General features: G+C 33.1%; 19 protein-coding genes and 1 pseudogene. 8 read left to right on the plus strand and 12 right to left on the minus strand.

Annotation, left to right across the window (positions count from 1 at the left end):
* Window positions 1-35 precede the first annotated feature (35 nt).
* On the plus strand, window positions 36-1,373 hold the full coding sequence (locus AC23MC_RS07520) for a hypothetical protein (RefSeq protein WP_487567787.1): 1,338 nt from the start codon (window positions 36-38) through the stop codon (window positions 1,371-1,373).
* A gap of 72 nt (window positions 1,374-1,445) precedes the next feature.
* Here AC23MC_RS07520 and AC23MC_RS07525 read toward each other — a convergent pair whose 3' ends face one another.
* Together AC23MC_RS07525 and AC23MC_RS07530 are read right to left on the minus strand one after the other, a co-directional pair.
* Entirely contained in the window at window positions 1,446-2,486 is a 1,041-nt protein-coding gene (locus AC23MC_RS07525; RefSeq protein ID WP_487567788.1) for an RluA family pseudouridine synthase, read from the minus strand.
* Window positions 2,479-3,093, minus strand: coding sequence for a PASTA domain-containing protein (locus AC23MC_RS07530; RefSeq protein WP_487567789.1), 615 nt, complete (start codon window positions 3,091-3,093; stop codon window positions 2,479-2,481). The genes AC23MC_RS07525 and AC23MC_RS07530 overlap by 8 nt, the downstream gene beginning before the upstream one ends.
* A 105-nt stretch (window positions 3,094-3,198) precedes the next feature.
* Here AC23MC_RS07530 and AC23MC_RS07535 point away from each other — a divergent pair, with 105 nt between their 5' ends.
* Together AC23MC_RS07535 and coaD are read left to right on the plus strand one after the other, a co-directional pair.
* Window positions 3,199-4,173, plus strand: coding sequence for a D-alanine--D-alanine ligase (locus tag AC23MC_RS07535; protein WP_487567790.1), 975 nt, complete (start codon window positions 3,199-3,201; stop codon window positions 4,171-4,173).
* Window positions 4,174-4,180: 7 nt separating this feature from the next.
* Window positions 4,181-4,633 carry a pantetheine-phosphate adenylyltransferase gene (gene coaD, locus AC23MC_RS07540; protein ID WP_487567791.1) on the plus strand — a complete coding sequence of 151 codons (453 nt, stop codon included), beginning with the start codon at window positions 4,181-4,183 and terminating at the stop codon, window positions 4,631-4,633.
* 63 nt (window positions 4,634-4,696) lie between these two features.
* Here the strand turns inward: coaD and AC23MC_RS07545 are convergent, their stop codons facing one another.
* Window positions 4,697-6,043 (minus strand): DEAD/DEAH box helicase, encoded by a 1,347-nt coding sequence (locus AC23MC_RS07545; protein WP_487567792.1) that lies wholly within the window; start codon window positions 6,041-6,043, stop codon window positions 4,697-4,699.
* Window positions 6,044-6,124: 81 nt separating this feature from the next.
* Here AC23MC_RS07545 and AC23MC_RS07550 point away from each other — a divergent pair.
* A pseudogene (locus AC23MC_RS07550) lies at window positions 6,125-7,851 on the plus strand (M14 family metallopeptidase).
* On the opposite strand, the gene AC23MC_RS07555 reads toward AC23MC_RS07550, so the two are convergent.
* Window positions 7,852-8,448, minus strand: coding sequence for an NUDIX hydrolase (locus AC23MC_RS07555; RefSeq protein ID WP_487567793.1), 597 nt, complete (start codon window positions 8,446-8,448; stop codon window positions 7,852-7,854).
* Between the two features lie 7 nt (window positions 8,449-8,455).
* Between AC23MC_RS07555 and pyrE the strand changes: the two genes are divergently transcribed.
* The 3 genes from pyrE to AC23MC_RS07570 all read left to right on the plus strand — a co-directional run bounded on the left by pyrE (window position 8,456) and on the right by AC23MC_RS07570 (window position 11,058).
* Window positions 8,456-9,103 (plus strand): orotate phosphoribosyltransferase, encoded by a 648-nt coding sequence (pyrE, locus tag AC23MC_RS07560; protein WP_487567794.1) that lies wholly within the window; start codon window positions 8,456-8,458, stop codon window positions 9,101-9,103.
* Between the two features lie 134 nt (window positions 9,104-9,237).
* On the plus strand, window positions 9,238-9,630 hold the full coding sequence (locus tag AC23MC_RS07565) for an SRPBCC family protein (RefSeq protein WP_487567795.1): 393 nt from the start codon (window positions 9,238-9,240) through the stop codon (window positions 9,628-9,630).
* 72 nt (window positions 9,631-9,702) lie between these two features.
* Window positions 9,703-11,058: a M28 family peptidase gene (locus AC23MC_RS07570; RefSeq protein WP_487567796.1), complete on the plus strand. Its 1,356-nt coding sequence runs from the start codon at window positions 9,703-9,705 to the stop codon at window positions 11,056-11,058.
* Here the strand turns inward: AC23MC_RS07570 and AC23MC_RS07575 are convergent.
* From AC23MC_RS07575 to AC23MC_RS07610, 8 genes are all read right to left on the minus strand, one after another.
* Window positions 11,055-14,060: a serine hydrolase domain-containing protein gene (locus AC23MC_RS07575; protein ID WP_487567797.1), complete on the minus strand. Its 3,006-nt coding sequence runs from the start codon at window positions 14,058-14,060 to the stop codon at window positions 11,055-11,057. The two genes, AC23MC_RS07570 and AC23MC_RS07575, sit on opposite strands and share 4 nt — an antisense overlap.
* 124 nt (window positions 14,061-14,184) lie before the next feature.
* Window positions 14,185-14,667, minus strand: a complete 483-nt coding sequence (locus AC23MC_RS07580) for an ABC transporter ATPase (RefSeq protein WP_487567798.1) — start codon at window positions 14,665-14,667, stop codon at window positions 14,185-14,187.
* A gap of 12 nt (window positions 14,668-14,679) precedes the next feature.
* Window positions 14,680-15,291: a hypothetical protein gene (locus AC23MC_RS07585; RefSeq protein WP_487567799.1), complete on the minus strand. Its 612-nt coding sequence runs from the start codon at window positions 15,289-15,291 to the stop codon at window positions 14,680-14,682.
* A gap of 1 nt (window position 15,292) precedes the next feature.
* The gene (locus tag AC23MC_RS07590; RefSeq protein WP_487567800.1) at window positions 15,293-16,084 is read right to left on the minus strand and encodes a (Fe-S)-binding protein; all 792 of its coding nucleotides are present in this window, start codon (window positions 16,082-16,084) and stop codon (window positions 15,293-15,295) included.
* A gap of 100 nt (window positions 16,085-16,184) precedes the next feature.
* Window positions 16,185-16,631, minus strand: a complete 447-nt coding sequence (locus AC23MC_RS07595) for an LNS2 domain-containing protein (RefSeq protein ID WP_487567801.1) — start codon at window positions 16,629-16,631, stop codon at window positions 16,185-16,187.
* 80 nt (window positions 16,632-16,711) lie between these two features.
* Complete coding sequence (locus AC23MC_RS07600; protein ID WP_487567802.1) at window positions 16,712-18,037, minus strand: 4Fe-4S dicluster domain-containing protein; 1,326 nt, start codon at window positions 18,035-18,037, stop codon at window positions 16,712-16,714.
* A 5-nt stretch (window positions 18,038-18,042) separates the two neighbouring features.
* Window positions 18,043-19,008, minus strand: coding sequence for an MlaD family protein (locus AC23MC_RS07605; protein WP_487567803.1), 966 nt, complete (start codon window positions 19,006-19,008; stop codon window positions 18,043-18,045).
* Between the two features lie 41 nt (window positions 19,009-19,049).
* The gene (locus AC23MC_RS07610; RefSeq protein WP_487567804.1) at window positions 19,050-20,198 is read right to left on the minus strand and encodes an N-acetylmuramoyl-L-alanine amidase family protein; all 1,149 of its coding nucleotides are present in this window, start codon (window positions 20,196-20,198) and stop codon (window positions 19,050-19,052) included.
* A 134-nt stretch (window positions 20,199-20,332) separates the two neighbouring features.
* Here AC23MC_RS07610 and AC23MC_RS07615 point away from each other — a divergent pair, with 134 nt between their 5' ends.
* On the plus strand, window positions 20,333-22,996 hold the full coding sequence (locus AC23MC_RS07615; RefSeq protein WP_487567805.1) for a putative LPS assembly protein LptD: 2,664 nt from the start codon (window positions 20,333-20,335) through the stop codon (window positions 22,994-22,996).
* Window positions 22,997-23,015 lie beyond the last annotated feature (19 nt).

Consider the following 23,015-nt stretch of genomic DNA (forward strand, 5'->3'; position numbering starts at 1 on the left):
GTTCACTTTGCTATAAACTTTAAATACTCTACGTTATGAAAACTACATTATTAACCCTTTGTGTTTTGTTTGTCGGGATGACAAGTATAAATGCCCAAGATAGAACAACTGTGCGAGCAAATTCTATTGATATTAGTGATAATTTAGATTTGAGAGCTGTTGCCCACATTTTTGGTGAAGCATCAAATTTAGAAGATTTTGAAAGACAGTTGAATGATCCTTCAAATCCAATTTCGAATTTAGATTTAAATAATGATAATCAAGTAGATTATTTGCGTGTAATTGAAGTAGTTGAAAACGGAACACATTTAATCATTGTTCAATCTGTTTTAGGGAGAGATATGTTTCAAGACGTTGCAACTGTTGAAGTTGAAAGAGACCGTAACAACAATGTTCAAGTACAAGTTGTGGGAGACGTTTATATGTATGGATCAAATTATATTTATGAGCCAGTTTATATTCACAGACCAATCATTTTTAACACGTTTTGGGTACATTCCTATCGTCCGTATTACTCATCTTGGTACTGGGGTTATTATCCAACCTATTATTATGCTTGGAATCCTTGGCCAATATTTCGATATAGAAATCATGTGAATGTATATGTGAATGTAAACAACACTTGTCACTATGTGAATCATAGAAGAAGTACAAGAGCGATTGCGATGCATCAAACGAGAAGAGCGAATTCATATGAAGTGCAACACCCTACTCGATCGTTTTCAACCAGAAATAATGGTGTGAATAACAGATATGAATTAACTCAAACAAGATCCACAAGAAATGAAGGAATTAATTCAAATTCATCTGTGAGAAGCACAAGAAATAACCAACTTTCTGAAACTTCATACACAGGAACAAGAAATAATGGAGTTCGTTCAACTACATCACAAAGTACACCAAGAATAAAAGCAAATTCTTCAACACGTTCTGAAGATATGGCTATTAATACACCTAGAAATAGTACAAGAAATGCTGAATTTAGCAATAGCAATTCAGCCACGTTAGAAAATCCTACTCCACGAGTGAGAAATAATTCTTCTTCAGGAAGTTCGATAAATTCTTCGCCAAGAAATACACCACGATCAAATACGTATAATTCAGGAAGTTCGAGTAATGTTCCAAAAGTAGAGTCTACTCCACGTTCTTCATCAAGTCAAATGAGTACGCCTAGAAGTACATCTGTGCCAAAAGTACAATCTACTCCACGTTCTTCATCGAGTCAAATGAGTACGCCAAGAAGCACATCTGCTCCTAAGGTTCAATCTGCTCCACGTTCTTCTTCAAATAGTCAAATGAGTTCGCCAAGAGGTTCTTCGAGATCAGAAAGTTCAGGGACAAGAGGTTCATCGAATTCTGCAAGAAGAAGTTAAACAGATTATTTTATAAATAAAAAGCAGCAAAATCATAATTGAGATTGCTGCTTTTACTTTTATAAAAAATTTCTATTCTTCTTCTACACTATTTGATTTCGAATAATTTCTCCATTTTTCAATACAATCCACCATATCTTGCGGAATTTCAGAATCAAATCGCATGAATTCTTTGGTTGTGGGATGTTCAAATCCCAAAGTTTTTGCATGCAGAGCTTGTCGTGGTAGAATCTTAAAACAATTTTCAACAAACTGTTTATATTTTGTAAACGTTGTTCCTTTTAAAATTTGATGACCACCATATCGTTCGTCATTAAATAACGGATGACCGATGTGTTTCATGTGAGCACGGATTTGATGTGTTCTTCCTGTCTCTAATTTGCAAGAAACTAGCGTTACATAGCCCAATCGTTCTAACACTTTGTAATGTGTAACAGCCGGTTTTCCAAAAGCATCAGTATCATAAACAGCCATTTGCATTCGGTCTTTTTGATGTCTTCCGATAAAGCCACCGATTGTTCCTTCGTCTTCTACAGGATTTCCCCAAACCAAAGCAATATATTCTCGTTCCGAAGTTTTATCTGCAAATTGTTTTGCCAAATAAGACATCGCAAATTCCGTTTTAGCAATGACCAACAATCCAGAGGTATTTTTATCAATTCGATGCACCAATCCGGGACGTTCAGAACTATTCATAGGTAGATTTTCAAAATGAAAAGCCAAGGCATTGACTAATGTTCCACTATAATTTCCGTGTCCGGGATGAACCACTATGCCGGCTTCTTTGTTAACAATCAATAATTGCTCATCTTCATAAACAATGTTGATGGGAATATCTTCCGGTTCCAACAAATATTCATAAGGAGGATGTGACATCAAATAGCGAACAACATCCAATGGCTTGACTTTGTAATTTGATTTTACAGGAACATCATTAACCAAAATATTTCCCGCAGTTGCGGCTTGCTGAATTTTGTTACGCGTTGTATTTTCTACAACTTGCATTAAATATTTATCTATCCGAACCATCGATTGTCCTTTGGGGACATCAAAACGATGGTGTTCAAATAATTCGTCGTCCGATTCTAATTCTACTGTTGGTAAGTTATTCATCCGTATTTTCTAAGTCTTCTTGTTGCATAAGACTGTCTATTTCTGTTTCGTCAAAAGCGACTTTTCCGTCACCCAAAACCAAATCAATTTTTGAAGTTTTCATGATTTTTGCACCTGGTTTCACCGGAGCACCTTTATGTTTCATTTCCAAAACCATATCTTTTCCCAAATAAGGCTTGTAAGTAATTGTACCTATTTCCAAACCAATCGATTTTAATGTCGGTTCAGCTTGACGATAGGTTTTTTCAATTAAATCAGGTAAAGTTACATACGCATAACCATCAGAATTTATTTTGATATACACTTTTCTATTCGCTTTTACTTTAGAACCTGGTTTTGGATCTTGCTCAACCACGCCATATTTTGGAAATTCTTTTTTAAAATCCAGCGTATCAAGCAAAACATAATCCAAATCTAAACTTTCAAGTTTTTCTTCTGCTTGTTCAACACTTAGTTTGCTCAAATTGGGAACAGTAATTTCTTCACCGTGATTTGTGATATACGAAAGTAAATTGAAAAAAATGAACGCCAAAACTGCCACGATACCAAATGCGGCCAAAATTTGTCGAAAAAAGACTTTACTGGTAAGATATTTTCTAAAACTCATCCTATTTTATTTGTTGCAAATATATAAAATTATAAACCGTTTTTTGTTTCGATAAATAAATGATAATTTTGTTTAACTTAAACCAAAACTTACAAACGCAATTCAATGAAAAATGTTGCCATTATTATGGGTGGATATTCCAGTGAATATCAAATTTCGCTTACTAGCGGTGGTGTTGTTTATCAGTATTTAGATAAAACAAAATATAATTTATTTAAAGTTCATATTTTTAGAGATAAGTGGGTTTATGTAAATGAATCAAACACAGAATTCCCAATTAATAAAAATGACTTTTCTATTGAAGTAAATGGTCAAAAAATAACATTTGATGTAGTTTTTAATGCTATTCACGGTACTCCGGGTGAAGATGGCTTAATGCAGGCTTATTTTGAATTACTTGGAATTCCGCAAACGAGTTGTGACTATTATCAATCGGCTTTAACGTTTAATAAAAGAGATTTGCTGTCGGTTTTAAAACCGTATGGAATAAAAACGGCCACTTCATTTTACTTAAATTTAGGTGATGAAATTAATGCTGAAAAAATTATTGAAACGGTTGGCTTACCTTGTTTTGTAAAGCCGAATAAATCCGGTTCAAGTTTTGGAATTTCGAAAGTAAAAACAAAAGAAGAATTGCTTCCGGCAATTGAAAATGCCTATAAAGAAGACAATGAAATTATCATCGAAAGTTTTTTAGATGGTGTAGAAGTTTCAGTTGGTGTGATTAATTATAAAGGAAAAGTCACTGTTTTGCCAATTACAGAAATCGTTTCTGAAAATGATTTTTTTGATTATGAAGCCAAATATTTAGGAAAATCACAAGAAATTACGCCAGCGAGAATTAGTGATGAATTGAAAACAAAAGTAGAAACAGTAGCCAAAAGAGCGTATGAAGTTTTGAAAATGAAAGGATTCTCCAGAAGTGAATTCATCATAGTAAACAACGAACCGTATATGCTGGAAATGAATACCATTCCCGGCATGACCACCGAAAGTATTTTGCCGCAACAAGCTAGAGCAGCTGGAATTTCGTTAACAGAATTATTTAACAACGCAATTGAATTGGCTTTAGCTAAATAATAAAACTATGAAAAAAGCAATCTTCCCAGGCTCTTTTGACCCAATAACCAATGGCCATTTCGATATTATCAAACGTGGAATTTCACTATTTGATGAAGTGATTGTTGCCATTGGCGTGAATGCCGAAAAAAAATACATGTTCTCATTAGAGCAACGCAAAAAATTTATTGAAGATGCTTTTAAAGATTCTCCAAAAGTCCGAGTAATTACTTATGAAGGATTGACCATCGATTTATGCAAAAAAGAAAAAGCTGAATTTATTCTAAGAGGTTTACGAAATCCCGCTGATTTTGAATTTGAAAAAGCAATCGCTCATACCAACCGAAAATTGTCTAAAATTGAAACGGTATTTTTATTAACTGCTTCAAACACATCTTATATCAGTTCAAGTATTGTTCGTGATGTAATTAGAAATGGTGGCGATTATAGCGTTTTGGTTCCTGATTCAGTGAAATTATAGTTTACAATCGCAGTCGCAGTTTTCAGTTTACTTAATCAGCAAACTGCGACTGCGACTGAAAACTCATTCCTCCTCTTTCTTAATCACTTTTCTCGCAATTTCGATTTTGAACTTTTTCCCTTTCATTTTTTCGTCACGGATATTGGCTAAAAACTCTTTTACTTTCTTTGATTTTACAGCGGCAAACGAAATAAAATCTTTTACTTCAATCAGACCCAAATCGCTTTTGTCAAGTTTTCCTTTTTGAGAAAAGAAACCCACAATATCGATTTTATTCAATTTATTTTTCTTTCCACCGCTGATATAAATGGTTTGAAATTCGGGTGGTTTTGGCAAAGTTGATGCGTTTTCAATATTTAAAACAGGCATTCCATAATCTAGATACTCCATTTTTTTCTCGCTTTCATGAGCAATAATATAAGCGGTACCGGAAGCTAACATCCTTGCAGTACGACCGTTTCTATGTGTAAACTCATCTTCTTTTGATGGCAAATGATAGTGAATTACGTGTTTCATTTCCGGAATGTCCAACCCACGAGCGGCTAAATCGGTGGTGATTAAGTAACTCACACTTCCGTTTCTAAACTGAATCAGGGCACGTTCACGCTCATCTTGATCCATTCCACCATGATAATACGTGGCGTAAATTCCTTTTTCACATAACGAGTCACTGATTCGTTCGGCCGCATCACGATGATTGCAAAAAACAATTGCCGATTGCGATTTTAAAGAGCAAATTAATTTAAAAAGCGAATTGATTTTATCCTTTTCCTTAGAAATCAACATTTTAAACGAAAGGTTTGAATTTTCTTCTTCTGTTGGAATAAAATCTAAAATCGTTGGATGTAAAACTTGTGTATATTTTGGAATTTCGATATCCGAAGTTGCCGAAACCAGCACACGTTTATTCAATTTTGTCAACTTAGAAATGATGAACTTCATTTGCTCATGAAAACCCAATTGCAACGATTTATCAAATTCGTCTAAAATTAGCGTTTGAATGGCACCTACTTTAAAAGTATCACGTTCCAAATGATCGGCAATTCTACCGGGAGTTCCAATTAAAACAGCCGGAGGATTGGATAGATTCTTAATTTCTGTATCAATTGAATGACCACCATAACAACTATTTACTTTGTAATCGGTTCCCATTTTTTTCCAAACTTGCTCAATTTGCAAACCTAATTCGCGTGAAGGAACCAGAATCAAACATTGAACATCTTTAATTTCAGGTTGCAACAATTGAAAAACAGGCAATAAAAAAGCAAGTGTTTTTCCCGAACCTGTTGGCGAAAGCAACAAAACATTGGCATCATTTAAAATAGTTTCTTGAGCTATTTCTTGCATTTCATTCAAGCTTTCAATACCTAAATTCAATAGTAAATTGTTGGAATGTGGATTTGTGTACATTTTGCAAAGATAGTGGAATATAAAGAACAGACTATTTACTTAAAAAAAGTTTATTTACATTTGAAACTTTAAAATTTAATTATGCGTTTCATAAAATTTATTCTTTTTTTCATTTCTTTTGGTTTATTTAGTCAAAATTCCACTCAATTTTTAACTCCTTATGAAAAAGGAAATAAAAACCAAACAGCAACGTATCAAGAAGCGATTGATTTCTATACTTCATTAACCCAAAAATTTGAAACTGTCAAATTGATGGAAATGGGTCTAACCGATTCAGGTGAACCTTTACAATTATTAGTTTTTAATCATGATAAAAATTTTGATTTAGATAGAAAACAAAACAAAGCTATTATACTCATTAACAACAACATTCATCCCGGCGAACCCGATGGAGTTGATGCTACCATAATGTTAATTCGTGATTTAGCGTTTGGAAAAATTAGCGTTCCAAAAAACACAATTATTGCCGTAATTCCGTTTTATAATATTGGTGGAACCTTAAATAGAAATTCATTTTCCAGAGCCAATCAAAATGGTCCTGAATCGTATGGTTTTCGTGGAAATGATAGAAATTTCGATTTAAATCGTGATTTTATTAAGTCGGATACAAAAAATGCAAGAAGTTTTGCCGAGATTTTTCATTTGGTAAATCCGGATGTTTTTATTGACAATCATGTGAGTAATGGTGCTGATTATCAATATGTTTTGACGTATATTCAAACACAACATCAAAAATTGGGAAATGATTTAGGGAATTATTTAAAAGATGAAATGACTCCAAAAATCAGAACGAAATTACTGAAAAAGAAGATTGAAAGTATTCCGTACGTTACCGTTTATGGTGCAACTCCCGAAAAAGGTTTTACTCAAATGATGGATTTGCCACGTTATTCTACCGGTTATGCTTCACTTTTTCATACAATTGGGTACATGCCGGAAACGCATATGTTGAAAAATACGAAGACCGTGTGAAAGTAACCTATGAATTTATGTTGGAAACCATTAATCATACTGATGCAAATTATTTGAAAATAAAAAATTTAAGAAATAAAAATCAATTTGAATTTAAAGCAGGAAGTCAATATACTTTACAATGGAAAATTGATAGTACAAAAGTAGAGCAAATTGAATTTTTAGGTTTTGAATCGGGTTATAAAAAAAGTGAAATTTCTGGAAAAGACCGACTTTTTTACGACCAAAAGAAACCTTTTAAAAAGCTAATTCCATATTATCATTTTTATAAACCTCAAAAACAAGTTGAAATTCCTTCGGCTTATATCATTCCAAAATCCTGGTGGAATGTCATTGATTTATTAAAATTGAATAAAGTGGAAATGGTTCAATTTCAAAAAGATACGTTGATTGAAGTTGAAAAATATAAAATTGCAGATTATAAAACTTCTACTTCTGCTTACGAAGGTCATTATCAACATTCGAATACAACTATTCATAAATCAATTGAAAAAATAGTGTTTAAAGAAGGTGACTATTTTATTCCAACCCAACAATTTGGCGTAAAATATTTAATGGAAACATTAGAACCCGAAGCACCCGATTCATTTTTTAATTGGAACTTTTTTGATGCTGTTTTACAACAAAAAGAAGGTTATTCTGCTTATGTTTTTGAAGATTTGGCAGTTGAAATTTTGAAAAAAAATCCAACGTTAAAAGAAAAATTTGAAAAGAAAAAATCAGAAGACAAATCGTTTACAGAAAATGGTTCAGCTCAATTGGATTGGATTTATAAAAATTCAGACTATTATGAGTCTTCGCACCTAACCTATCCGGTTTATCGTGTTTTGAATTGATTAAATCAATTCCTTTTCAAATAGTAATTTAATATTTTCATACGAATTGGTCAAGCAAGCTGGAATATTTTCTTGTTTGATCCATTCAACTTTTTCAATTCCTTCTTCGGCTTGACCAACCATTTTTCCGGAATAACTCGTTTTCATTTCAAACCAATGCGTGATTTTTAATTTATAACGACCATTTCGTTTAAAAATATGGTAGGTTTTATTCAATTTTCTGGTAATTTTTAAACCTTTTACGCCGGTTTCTTCTTCTACTTCGCGAATGGCGGTATCTTCAATTTCTTCGCCTTTTTCAATTCCGCCTTTGGGTAAATCCCATTTTTTATTCCTAAAAATGAATAAAACTTCATTCTTATCGTTTAAAACTAAACCTCCGCCTGCTTTTTCCACCGGAATTTTTGACTTCAGTTTTTTAAGAATTTCCTTTTCGTCCGGATGATACAAAAAAGCTTTATCAACTTTATTTTTAAAGATTTTGATAATAAGTTGCTTTATATCAACGCTATCCAACAAAAAAAGCTGAAAATCAGTTTCCTTCTGAATTTGATTTGTCAAAAAAAGTGGCTTGTCGTTCACAAAAACTTTATACATTTGTACTATGATTTTTAATAAAGATACAGCAAAAAAAACATCCGAATTGCTTTTACAAATAAACGCAATTAAATTAAATCCTAAAAATCCTTTTACGTGGGCTTCAGGATGGAAATCACCTATTTATTGTGATAATCGGATAACTCTCTCATTTCCACCTATTCGTAATTACATCCGCGAAGAGTTTTCTAAAAACATTGAAAAACAGTACGGAAAACCTGACGTAATTGCCGGAGTTGCCACCGGAGCAATTGGCATTGGTATGCTTGTTGCAGAGTATATGGGACTTCCTTTTGTGTATGTTCGACCGGAACCAAAAAAGCACGGTCGTCAAAATCAAGTGGAAGGATTTTTACAAAAAGGTCAAAGTGTGGTTGTGGTGGAAGATTTAATCAGCACAGGTGGAAGTAGTTTACTCGCAGTTGAAGCGTTAAAAGCTGCAGGAGCAAATGTAAAAGGAATGGTGGCGATTTTCACTTACGGTTTTGATGTTTCTGTTCAAAACTTCAAAAATGCGAATGTAGAATTACATACACTTTCTAATTATGATAATTTATTAGAGTTAGCTGTAGCCAAAAAATATATCACCGAAGAAGAACAACACACTTTGCAGGAATGGCGTGTAAGTCCTTCTACATGGGGTGTTGAAGTTTAAATAGTAGAAAAAAGAGAATAGAAAAAAGAGAATAGAAAATAGATTTATCAGCTTTCGGATTACAGACAACAGACAACAGACAACTGACAACTGACAACTGACAACCGAAAACTGACAACCGATAAAAGAAAAAAATGAATTTAGAAAGTCCAAAAGTTACTGTAGAAAAATCAGCTCAATATTTATTTGAATCGTTGAGTGATGTTCGCAATTTTGAAAAATTAATGCCCGACAGCATTGCAAAATTTGAAGTAACCGGAGAAGATTCGTTTATTTTTGGTTTAAAAGGAATGCCGGAAATTAAATTGAAAATGAAAGAAAAAAATGCTCCAAGCCAAGTTATTTTAGGAGCTGCTTCCGATAAATTACCTTTTACCTTAACAGGCAATATCAATTCGTTATCCGAAAATAGTTCGGAAGTTCAATTGGTTTTTGATGGAGAATTTAATCCAATGATGGCGATGATGATCAAAGGGCCAATTTCAAAATTTATTGAAACGTTGGCGGCAAATATGCACAAACTATAAGTACATCAGTTCTATTTATTCTGTCCTTTTCTTTTTAAAAATACATATTTTGTATCTTTGAAAGAAAAGGATATGAAATTTTACCTTCTTCCATTACTTTTATTATTATCAACTGTTACTCTTTCTCAAACGGATAGTCGAATTTACGATATCATCGAATCTGTTTCAGCAAACCGATTGCAAAAAGACATCACTACTCTAGCCAATTTTGGCACTCGCAACACTTTTAGTGATACAATTTCGAACACAAGAGGAATTGGAGCTGCTCGCAGATGGATAAAATCGGAATTTGAAATCATTTCCAAAGATTGTAAAAATTGTCTTCAAGTGTTTTATCAAAAAGATTTTGTTACGACCAATGTAGGTGAACGAGTTCCAAAAGACAGTTGGATTGTCAATGTAGTTGCTATTCAAAAAGGAACAAAATATCCCAATCGATACATTATTATGACAGGCGATATTGATTCAAGAAATTCCGATACAATGGATTATGAGGGCGATGCTCCCGGTGCAAACGATAATGCAACCGGAATGGCAGGAACAATTGAAGCCGCTCGGGTTTTATCAAAATATACTTTTGAAAATAGTATCATATATTTAGGATTATCCGGTGAAGAACAAGGTTTGTTTGGCGGAAAAGGTTTCGCCGAATTTGCTAAGAAAAACAACTGGGAAATTACTGGCGTGTTGAATAATGATATGATTGGGAACATCGAAGGTGTTGATGGTGTGATTGATAACCGAAGCTTTAGAATTTTTTCTGAACCTACTCCACCTACTGAAACAGAAAAAGAAAGAAATTCAAGAAGATTTTATGGTGGCGAAGTGGATGGCATTTCACGTCAATTGGCACGTTATACGCATAAACAAATTCAAACTTACATGCCGGAAATGAATCCGATGATGATTTACAGATTGGATCGTTTTGGCAGAGGTGGTCATCATCGTCCGTTTAATGATTTGGGTTATGCCGGCATCAGAATCATGGAAGCTCATGAAAATTATAATCGTCAACATCAAAATTTACGAACCGAAAACGGAATTGCATATGGTGATGTTTTAGAAGGTGTAAACTTTGATTACGTAGCCAAATTAACCGCCGTAAATGCTGTTGTTTTGGCTAATTTGGCTTGGGCTCCACCAGCTCCAACAAAAGTCCTTATTGGCGGAATTGTTGAACCAAACACGAAATTACGTTGGGAAAAGTCGAATGATGAAACGATTGTGGGTTATAAAATTTATTGGCGAAACACTACTTCGCCACAATGGGAATTCAGTCGTTATGTTGGCAATGTCGATAATTTTGAATTGAAAGGAATCGTCATCGATAACTTCTATTTTGGTGTTGCCGCTGTTGGAAAAAATGGTCATGAAAGTGTGGTGGTATTTCCGAGTGATATTATTCGAAAAACATTTAGAACGAATTAATTTTCGTGAATTATCGCATCATAAATCACTTGCTGAATATCTTCTCTAATATTTTGTTGAGAAAGTGTATTTTTTTCTGAATTAGGAAAAGTTCTATTGGATAAAAAGATATACACTAATTCTTGTTCCGGATCTGCCCAAGCCATTGTTCCGGTGAATCCTGTGTGTCCAAAACTCGTCATGGAAGCACAACCGCATGTTGGTCCGGATTTTCCTAATTGAGGTTTATCAAAACCGATTCCCCGACGATTTCCTTCCGGACAATAATAACAGGTATTGAAAACATCAAAAGTTTCTTCACTAAAAAATCGTTGACCGCCATAACTTCCTTTTTGCAAATAAAGTTGCATAATTTTAGCCATATCCATGGAATTCGAGAAAATTCCGGCATGACCTCCTACTCCACCTTCCATGGCCGCTGTCATATCGTGCACATAGCCTTGAATGGTTTTGTAACGGTAATAATTATCTACTTCGGTTGGCGGAATTATACTCATATCAAACTTTTGCAACGGATTATAAAGTGTGTTACTTGCTCCAATTTTGGAATAAAAATTCTTTTCACTTAATTCGTCTAATGACTTTCCGGTGGCTCTTTCGATATAATTTTTTAGAATAATAAACGTAAAATCGCTGTATTTATATTCTTTTTTAGGCAACAATTTACTGGTTGCTACAAGTGATAAAATGGTGTCTTGATAATCTTTTCTCAAATATAAATTTTCGGAAACTTGAAAAGGGAAATCTTTGCTGTATGATTTTCTATAATATTTTTCAGATGGTTTATTGCTCGAGTCTAATGTTTGTTTGTAAAAAGGAATCCACGCTTGTAAACGAGCATAATGAGAAAGCAAATCTTTAAAATTGATATTTTCCTTGTCGGTTCCTTTGAAAACCGGAAGCATTTCGCCTAATTTTGAATCTAAAGTTATTTTTTCTTTATCATACAATTGCATCACATTTGGCAATGTAGAAACAATTTTGGTTAACGATGCTACATCATAAATATCAGAATTTTTTACTTCAACTTGATTGTCATATGTATGATGTCCGAATGCTTTTTGATAAATTACTTTTCCCTTTCTAGCCACCAAAATTTGTCCGCCCGGCGTCATTTTTTCATTGATTGCTTTTTGCATAATCAAATCAATTTTGGTCAGTATAAACGGATTCATATTCACATTGGAAGGATGAGTGAATCCCAATCTATCTACTTTTTTTGTTGATAAACCATGATTCAACTTAAATTCATCATTTATAGTAACAGGTAATTTTCCTTTCGCTTCTACTGCTCCAAAAATAAGTTGAGCAGAAACATTTTGAGCAATTTCACTATTTTGATACGAAACGATTACGCCATCAATATTTTCAAAAGTCGGAATGGAACTTAATGCATACGGCTTTACGAAACAATTTAAAATAACTTTTTTTCGTTTTGCGATTTCGGAAATCCATAAAATTTCCTTTTCTGTAAAATCGTGTTTTTTCCAAGCTCCGTCAGCTTTGTGAAAACCAATAATAACTTTGTTAAATTCTTCCAGTTCTGCTTGTAATGAATCAAGATTTTCATTTGAAACTTCAGTTATGTCTGCATATTTTTTTAATGTTTCAATGAATATTTCATGCGAATCATCACCAAATTTTACAAAAGCTATTTTTTCTTTTTCTAATTCTTTGATTGGTAAAATTGCTAGTTTATTTTTTACAACAGTAATAATATTTTCATACAATTTATATTGTAGAGCTTCATCTTCCTGAGAATTAATTTGAGTGGATAAATTGGCTAAATCAATCGGTTTTAGATTATTTAATCCTGCTTTAAATTTATAATGTAAAATCTTTTTCACTGAATAAGCCAATCGTTCCTCTGTAATTGTTGATAAATCATAGGCTTCTTTAATCTTTTGAATGGCAACAGGAACATTTTCAGGAAATAAAAGAATATCATTTCCGGCCAAAAACGCAGCTAAATCAATATCTCCGGGACTTTTAAAATTACTTGCTCCTTTCATATTAAGAGCATCTGTAAAAATTAATCCTTTAAAATTTAATTCTTCTTTCAACAAATTAGTAACAATTGGATAAGAAATTGAAGAAGGAAAGCCTTGCCTTGTCTCAAAACTAGGAACTTCTAAATGAGCTACCATAACGCTGGCTAATCCTTTATTGATTAATTTTTTATATGGGAATAATTCTATGTCTCGAATTTGTTCTTGTGTAAAATTTATAACCGGTAATGTGTAATGCGAATCGGTTGAAGTTGCTCCGTGACCAGGAAAATGTTTTCCCGTTGCAAAAACACCGTTACTTTGTAAACCAACCATTAATGCCAAAGCACGTTCGGTTACTTTTTCTTTATCTTCACCAAAAGAACGATTGCCTATAATTGGATTTTTTGGATTGGTATTGATGTCTAAAACAGGTGCAAAATTAAAATGAACACCTATTCGTTTGGATTGAAGAGCCATTTGTTTTCCGGTTTCTTCAATTAATTTTAAATTTTGAACGGCCCCTAATGTCATATTCCATGGAAAACGGTTGACAGAATCGAGTCGCATACTCAGACCCCATTCGGCATCAATTCCAATAAACAAATGAGTTTTGGTTAGTTTTTGAAACCGATTTGTCATTTGAGCTTGACGAACGGGTCCGCCTTGAAAGAAAATTAATCCACCGATTTTTTGTTCTGTAATTAATTTGTCTAATGATTTTATATGAGCCGAATCTTTGTTAGAATAGGCTGCCACCATAAAAAGTTGTCCGATTCTTTCTTCTAACGTGAGTGAATTATATACACTATCAACCCATTTTTTTTCAGAGTTTGAGTTTAAAGTGTAATCAAAATTTGGTACTTCTTTCTTTATTGATTTAACCGAATTTGTTTTGATAGAATCATTTTCAGTAGTTACTACAGTTTTCTGTCTGACTTTGTTGGTGGCACAATTGACAACAACAATCAGTAGAAGTAATAATGGAATAATTCGGACAAATTTGGATTTCATAAAAATGATTTCTTTTTGATATACATCAAATTTAGTGCCTAGGTTTAAAGTTCTATCACAAAATAGACTTAAACCAACAATAAATAATAAAGTAAATGAAATTTAATTAAAATATCAAAAGTTTTTAGAAGAATCGGCTATGCCAGCTATCTTCTGCGGGAACTTCCCAACTTTCTTTCCATTCTTCAATAGTATTAACGAGATTATTAAAAACTATTGTGTTGGCAGAAACGGCTTTTTCTTTAGCCATTCGTTTAAAATCTAAAAGTGATTTGTGCGTAAGAAATTCGCCTTGTTTGTAGGTTACATTCATTTTATCCAACAAATCTACTTTATATTTTTGTTCTAATGACTGAATAAATTCAACCGATTTATCAATCGAACAACCTGTGGCTTGTTGCACTTCCTGATTGACAGCAAGAATAATAAAACGATTATATTTTGTGATGAAGGAAGCTTCTAACGATGTTCCGTGAGCAGCCCAATCTTCAACAAAAATTTGAAGATCGCTCTCTATTTCGGTAATCTCATCATCCGAAAATTTTCGGTTGGACTGATAAATCCAAATTCTTGATTCTTCAGGAAGATTTTCAAATGGTATATACATTTTTGATAATAATTATTGTTTTTTAATTCCCTGAATTACTTTATAGTATCTAAAGTCATTTACTTTTGGATCGTAAAATTCTTGTTCAAAATACTCAACTATAACTTTTTCATTCTTTTTAATTAGATTTTCTGTAATCAAATTTACATCTTCAAAGAAAGTTAAAACAATTAATGTGTGAATTCTTCCATTGTTTTCTTTGATTGTAATTGTTTGAAAATCATTCTTTTTTGATTCGATAAAAACTGCCTCTACAAAAAGATTTGGTTCCTCTTCAACTTCTTCGGTATCTTCAACTCTACTGCCCAATGCTATTATAAAATCCGGACAGTGATTTACCATCTTTATTGCAATATCTTCTCCAAATTTTTCCATGAGTTCACCATCACTGAAGTTTAAATCCGTTGGTTGATCAAAATCATTTTTGTGATTTGAGTAACTATTAATGATGCAAAAACCAAACTCTAATTGAATTTTTTCATAATTATCATTTTGCAAGTCTATTTTTTTGTTGGTAATACATGAACAAGTTTCTTTTGCAATTATGTCATAAATTGCATCAGTATTTTGTGCAAAAAGAGAGGTTGTAAATAAAAATAAAAAAAGGATGTGTTTAATTTTCATACTATAAATCTTGAGCGTTTGCAATTAATTCTGCCACATCCATAACTTTTATCGATGCTTCTTTTTCTTTGTTTTTAACTCCGTCGGTCATCATCGTATTACAAAACGGACAACCTGCAGCAATGATATCGGGTTTTGTTTCTAAACCATCTTCTGTTCGTTCGATATTTACTTCTTTGTTCCCAGGTTCGGCATCTTTAAACATTTGTGCTCCACCGGCTCCACAACACAATCCGTTGGCACGGGAACGTTTCATTTCGACTAACTCGACATCTAATTTTTGAATTAAATCACGAGGAGCTTCATAGACATTATTGGCTCTTCCTAAATAGCAAGGGTCATGAAAGGTGATTCGTTTTCCTTTAAATTGTCCACCTTCAATAGTTAATCTGCCATCATCTAACAATGATTTTAGAAATTGGGTATGATGCATAACTTCATACAATCCGCCCAATTCGGGATATTCATTTTTGATCGTATTGAAGCAATGCGGGCAAGCAGTCACAATCTTTTTCACTTCATACGCATTCATTACTTGAATGTTCATCATGGCTTGCATTTGAAACAAAAATTCGTTTCCGGCTCTTTTGGCTGGATCTCCGGTACAACTTTCTTCTGTACCCAAAACAGCAAAAGGAACATTGGCACGATTTAGAATCTTGACGAATGCTTTTGTTATCTTTTTTGCTCTGTCATCAAAGCTTCCGGCACATCCTACCCAAAATAAAACTTCGGGTTGTTTGCCTTGAGCCATCATTTCTGCCATGGTTGGCACTGTTAGATTTTCTGCCATATTTTTATGATTGTTGGATTGTTCAATTATTAGATTTTTGGATTTTTGGATTGTTCGAAAAGTCTAAAAATCCAAAAATCTAATTATCTAAAAATCGTTTTTATTCATGGTGTTCGTCATCAAAAACTTGAATTGTTACTTCTTTTTCAACCAAATCGGTGAACTTTCCTCTATATCGGGTTGCTTTCACTAAATGATTATCAATCCAGTGATAATTTCCTCCTCTTGGTTTACCCATGACCATTCCGTGGTATTTAAAGCCATGCTTTTTTAACCAAATTTCGGTATATTCTCTGTGAGCTTCTGTTCTTGATGTAAAGAAGAAAATAATATGTCCTTCGTCGTACCATTTATTCAATGTGATTAATGCATCAGGATACACTTCTGCAGTGAGCATTCTTTCCGGTTCTTCATTTGGAATATCATCACAGATGGTTCCGTCGATATCGATTAAATAATTCTTAATTCCTTGAGGTAAAATTGGGCTTAGATGTTGCCCATTTTCGGTTACAGTTTGTAACTTCTTTTCAATGTCTTCCGCTTTCATTTTTAAATTTTTGGTTAGTTTCACATTCATTAAACACGTTCCCAAGGCTCACATTTATGGGAATTTGTTTGGATTATATATTAATTTTCGTCTTTCCAGTTCAAGCGATCCATTTGGTTGTATTGCCATGGAGCACCGTTATTTTCAATGTTTGTCATCATTGCATTTAACGACATTGGAGCAGCACTTTGTTCCATCACTAAATACCTTCTCATATCCATAATAATTGATAACGGGCTGATGTTGACCGGACATTCTTCTACACAAGCATTACATGATGTACATGCCCAAAGTTCTTCCGGTGTAATATAATCGTTTAATAATGACTTATTATCCGGAACAAAAACGCCTTTGTTTAGATCGATATTTTTACCAACTTCTTCCAAACGGTCACGAGTATCCATCATAATTTTACGAGGAGATAGTTTTTTTCCGGTTTGGTTTGCCGGACAAGATGAAGTACATCTTCCACATTCGGTACACGTATAGGCATTCAGTAATTGAACCCAATCTAAATCTTGCACATCACTTGCTCCAAATTTGGCAGGTGCTGCATCGGGATTTGCCGGTGCTGCAAACGGATCGGCAGAAGGATCAAGCATTAATTTTACTTCATTGGTCACACTTTCTAAATTATCAAATTTTCCTTGCGGATTTAAATTCGCGAAATATGTATTTGGAAAAGCCAATAAGATATGAAGATGTTTAGAAAAATAAAGGTAATTTAAAAATACTAAAATTCCACAAATGTGCAACCACCAAGCGGTTCGTTCGATAATAATAACCACTCCTTCGGATAAACCATTAAAAAGTGGTGCGATAAATTGACTGATTGGGAAACTTCCGGCTTGATCATAATGATTAACATCCATTTGTTGTAACCAATAATCGGATGCATTCATTATCAAAAACAACGACATCAAAACAATTTCGAAATATAATATATAATTGGCATCGCTTTTAGGCCAAGCTTTCATGTCTGAATTTACAAATCGTTTCAGTTTTATTATATTTCTTCTTATCCAAAAAGCAATTACAGCAATGATCACTAAAACAGCTAAAATTTCAAAGGAAGCAATCAATACATCATAAAATCCTCCCATAAAAGAAAAGGCACGATGAGTTCCGAAAAGACCATCAATAATGATTTCTAATAATTCTAAATTGATGATAATAAAACCAACATAAACAATAATATGAAGAATTCCGGCTATTGGTCGTTTTACCATTTTTGATTGACCAAGAGCAATCATGGCCATATTTTTCCAACGCTCTGCAGAATTATCTTTTCTATTTACATCTTGTCCAAGTTTAATATTTCGGATTAACTTTTTTACGTTTAATGCAAAATAGCCAAATCCAAAACTTAAAATTATTGCAAATAATATATTATCCAAATAACTCATAAAAGTTAGTTTTTAGTTGTTGTTGAATCAGCTTCAGTTGGAGCTACATAAGGTTTATTTTTCTTTCCAAACAAAGAAACATTGACATATCGGGTTGGGTTTAAACGTAGATCTTCTAATAAGAGTTCCAATTCTTTTGAAGCTTTTGTGAAGTTAGCATACATTTTATCGTCTTTAAGCAACTTGCCCATAGTTCCGTTTCCGGATTCTAAGTTGGCAATTATTTTATCAACATTTGCTAGTGTTTTTTCTAGATTCTCTACCGTTTGCTTCAAATTAGTTTGTGCCAATGAGTCGGAAATTTTTTCAAAATTGGTAGAAACTTTTTCAAAATTAGATACCACATTATTAAGCTTGCCTTTATTAGTGCTTAAAATTTCATTAGCTGATTTGGAAGCTTCGCTCAAAGATGTAAGTGTTTTATTTAACTCAGCAAAACTGTTTCTTAGGTCTTTTTTCGCTTTTTCATCTAAAACATCATTAATGTTCATTAGCACGCCATCTGCACTTAACATTGCCTTTTCAATTTTTTCCTGCAAAGGTGTTAATCGTTCTGATACTAAATCGGTTAAACCAGGTTTTACTCCACCTTTCAAATAATCTCCATCTTTCGCTAAATTAGAATCTTTTAAATCCGGAACAATTTGAACTTGTTTACCGCCAATAAGTCCTGGTTCATAAATTCTGGCTTCACTTGATTTTGATATTTTAAAATCCGTGTCAATTTGTAATTCTACTTTTAACTTTCCTGAATTATCTAAAAAGTTGATTGATTTTACCTTACCAATTGTAAGTCCGTTTATTGTTACAGGTGCAGAAGCGATAAGCCCTTCTACATCGTCATAAAGCACATAAAATGTTTTATGGTTTGATAAAATATCGGTTCCTTTCAAAAAACTATATCCCCATATAAATAATAAAACGGATGATATAACTAAGATTGCTGTTTTAATTTCTCTTGATAATTTCAATGGATAGTGTTTTTATACAAATTTATAAAACTTAATTTACTTTATTGTTTTAATGCCTCCTGAATGGATATTTTTTTTCCATTTTTAAAAGCAACAATGAATGCTGAATCATATCCTTTGCTTTTAGCTTCGGCTAGATTTTGTTTTGCATCGTCATAATTTGAGGTCTGAGCATAATAATATTTATACAAACCTTTTTCTTCAATAACCGAAGTTGGATCTAAACCTTTAAAGTTTTTTGGTGCTAATTCTAATTTTTTTCCGCTGGCCGAAATCTGAACTTTAAACATTATACCTTTAGTATCTACTACTTTATTTTCTGCTACTTTTGGTTCATCTTTTGGTTTAGGTATTTCTTGAACCACCGGAATTTCTGCACTAGTTTTCTCAGGTTTTTCTTCTACCATTTGTGCTGAGCTTCCATAATATTCTTTTTTGTAGGATAAAATAGCATCGGCAATACCTTTGGCTAATTCATCTTGACCTTTTTCAGAATTCAAGTAAGCTCCTTCCGGTTTGTATGAAAGAAAACCCAATTCTGTTAAAATACTTGGCATGGCCGTTTGGTTTAGAACTAAGAAAGGACCTTGCTTAACTCCTCTATTTTTTCTTTCTAGTTTATTAGTATATTCATTCTGAATTTTTGTAGCAATGGTAATACTTTGATCTAAATATTCTTCTTGTAAAAGCGTGATGCCAATTACACTTTCCGGAGATTTCGGGTCGTATCCTTCGTATTTCATCTTATAATCACTTTCTAGCGTAATTACAGCATTCTCTTTTTTAGCGACTTCAAGGTTGGAAGCATTTTTGGTTAAACCCATCACGAAAGTTTCGGTTCCATATGCTTGACCTTTAGGAGCTGCATTACAGTGAATGGATAAAAACATATTGGCATTGGCACGGTTTGCAATTCTGGCACGTTCAATTAATTCAACAAAAACATCTGTTTTTCTTGTGTAAACAACCTGAATATCAGGGTATTTCTCTAGTTGTTTTCCAACTTTTAAAGCAACTGCCAAAGCGATATTTTTTTCAATAAAGCCATAATAATTTGCACCTAAGTCTTTTCCGCCGTGTCCTGCATCCAAAACAACTTTAAACTTGTTATTAGATTGTGAAAACATTGAGCTTACCGAAAGTGAAATCAGTAAAAAAACGAATAATTTATATCTATTTAGGGTGTACATTTTTTCAAAAGTTAATTTTAATTAAAACTCTTCGTTTTAAATTTTATTATTTACTTATTTTTGACCAAAATTAATATGTAAGTTTGGCACTCCAAAAATCAAGCCATAATTTTACAAAAATAGCATTAAAACCTTTGCGTACAAACTTATTTCATATCGTTTTATCAGCATTTTTCCTAACAATCGGAATTCAAAAAAATTATGCACAGGAATTGCCAAATAAGTCTTTGCGAATTGAAGCCGAAAAAGCACCTGACAGTCTGGTAATCAGCAAAGAAACCTTTACTGAAACAAATGATACAATAAAAAAAGACAGTCTTCCTAAAGTTGAAAAAAAATCTTTATTGGAAGGTAAAATTCGATACACCTCCGAAGACTACGCAAAAATTGATCAAAAAAACAAACTTATAACGCTGTATAACAAAGCTGAACTTTATTATCAAGACATTGAAATTAAGGCCGGAATTATAGTTATGAATTATGAAAAAGACGAAGTTTATGCCGGAAGAATTAAAGATTCTACAGGAACTTATACTCAATTACCAGTTTTTAAACAAGGAGCAAATGTGGTTGAACCTGATTCCATTCGATTTAATTCTAAAACAAAAAAGGCTTTGATTTGGAATTCCAGAACAGATCAAGGTGAATTTCGTGTAAAAGCTGAAATAACCAAAAAAGAGAATGATTCTGTTTATTTTCTAAAAAAAGCTCGCTTTACAACTTCTGAAGACATAGAAAATCCTGAATATTATTTTCAAACCAATAAAATTAAGTTAGTTCCTAAACAAAAAGTGGTTACCGGTTTAACCAATATGGTTATTGCTGATGTTCCAACACCTATTGCCATTCCATTTGCTTTTTTTCCGATGACAGAAAGTAGTCAGTCCGGTTTGATTGTGCCCACGTTTCAAGATACTCGCAGACAAGGATATTCGCTTCAAAACGGTGGATATTATTTGGCTTTGAGTGATTATTATGATTTGGCAATTATGGGAGATTATTATACGAACGGCAGTTATGCTCTCCGATTTGAATCATCCTATGCATGGATGTATAAATTTAGAGGGAATTTTAATGTTCGTTTTGAAAATCAAATTCAAAGTGAACGCGGTTTTCCTGATTACACCAAATCAAAAATATACAATATTCAGTGGTCGCATTCGCAAGACGCTAAGTCAAGTCCGTCTTCACGATTTTCTGCCTCGGTGAATTTAGGAAGTAGCACTTATTTTCAACAATCTCTAAATCAGGTTAATGTAGGCTCTACTTTAAATAACAACTTGAGTTCGTCTATATCGTATTCAAAAACGTTTAATTCTGTTCCACAGGTAAATATGTCTGTTACTGCCACACACAATCAGAACTCCAGAACACAAGAAATTAATATGACTTTGCCAACACTCCAGCTAAGTGTAGACAGAATATTTCCATTTGCTCCTAAAGATGGTGCAAAAAAAGGGTTCTTTAAAAATATAAATTTACAATACAATTTAAGAGGAGAAAACAGAATTAGAACAAATGATTCACTTTTTTTTAAATCGGAGATGTTTAAAGAAGCAAATTCTGGCTTTCAACACTCTATTCCGTTAAGTACTAATTTTAAAATTTTTAAATATTTTAGTGTTTCTACTAGTGCAAATTATAATGAAGTTTGGTATTTAAAAACAATTAATAAACGATTTGACACTGATGCAAATAAAGTGGTGACAGAAGATGTAAATGGTTTTGATGCTTTTAGAACCTATTCTTTTTCATCTAGTGTAGGAACTACAATTTATGGAACATTTAATTTTAAAGAAACAAATAAAATTCAAGCCATTCGCCATGTAATGCGACCTTCTGTATCGCACAGCTACACACCTAGTTTTGAAAAATATTTTGATACCTATGCAATGGATGGTAGTGGAAGAATGGCAGATTATACCCGTTTCGAAAGCGGAATTTTTGGAGCTCCGGGCAAAAATTATTCAAACAGTTTAGGGTTTAATCTTAGCAACACGTTTGAAGCAAAAATGACAGACAAAGACAGTACAAAAGTTGAACCCAAAAAAGTAATGCTCTTAAATCAGTTGAATTTTTCAACGAGTTATAATATGGCTTCCGACACGCTACGTTGGAATCCCATTCGAATGAGTGGCGGAACAGCTTTGTTTGAAAACAAAATGAATATAAATTTTGGTGCCACTTTGGATCCGTACGCGATTAATGCAGCAGGAAGAAGAATAAACACTTGGAATATTGATAATGGAGGAAGTTTATTTAGAATGACAAGTGCCAACATGACCATTAATTATTCTCTTTCTAGTGAAGGTAATAAAAATAATAATGAAAACTCACAAGGTGCCAGAAATGGTGGTCGTGAGGATGATTTATTTGGAACTAATACCAATTTAGGAGATCGACGGGAAAGTCAATTTGGAGATGATGATGGAAGTGAAGAACCCACCGAATTTTATAATGCTAAACTTCCATGGGATCTAACGTTTGCTTATTCGCTGACCTATGGAAATAATAACAGAGAGAAAAAAATAACAGGAAATTCGGTGATGATTTCCGGAAATCTAGACATTACTCCAAGATGGAAAATGGGTGTGTCTTCGGGTTATGATTTTGTGCAAAAAGGAGTTACGTTTACGCAACTTCGTTTTGAACGAGATTTGCTAAGTTGGCGAATGGATTTTAACTGGGCTCCATTTGGAGATTATGCTTCATGGGGATTTTTTATAGGAATTAAATCGTCTGTGTTGAGTGATATTAAGTGGGATAAGCGTTCGTTACCAGACAGACAGTTGAGATAATCTTTAATTTAAAAAATTC

The sequence above is a fragment of the Flavobacterium sp. T50_26 genome (genome assembly GCF_057652995.1).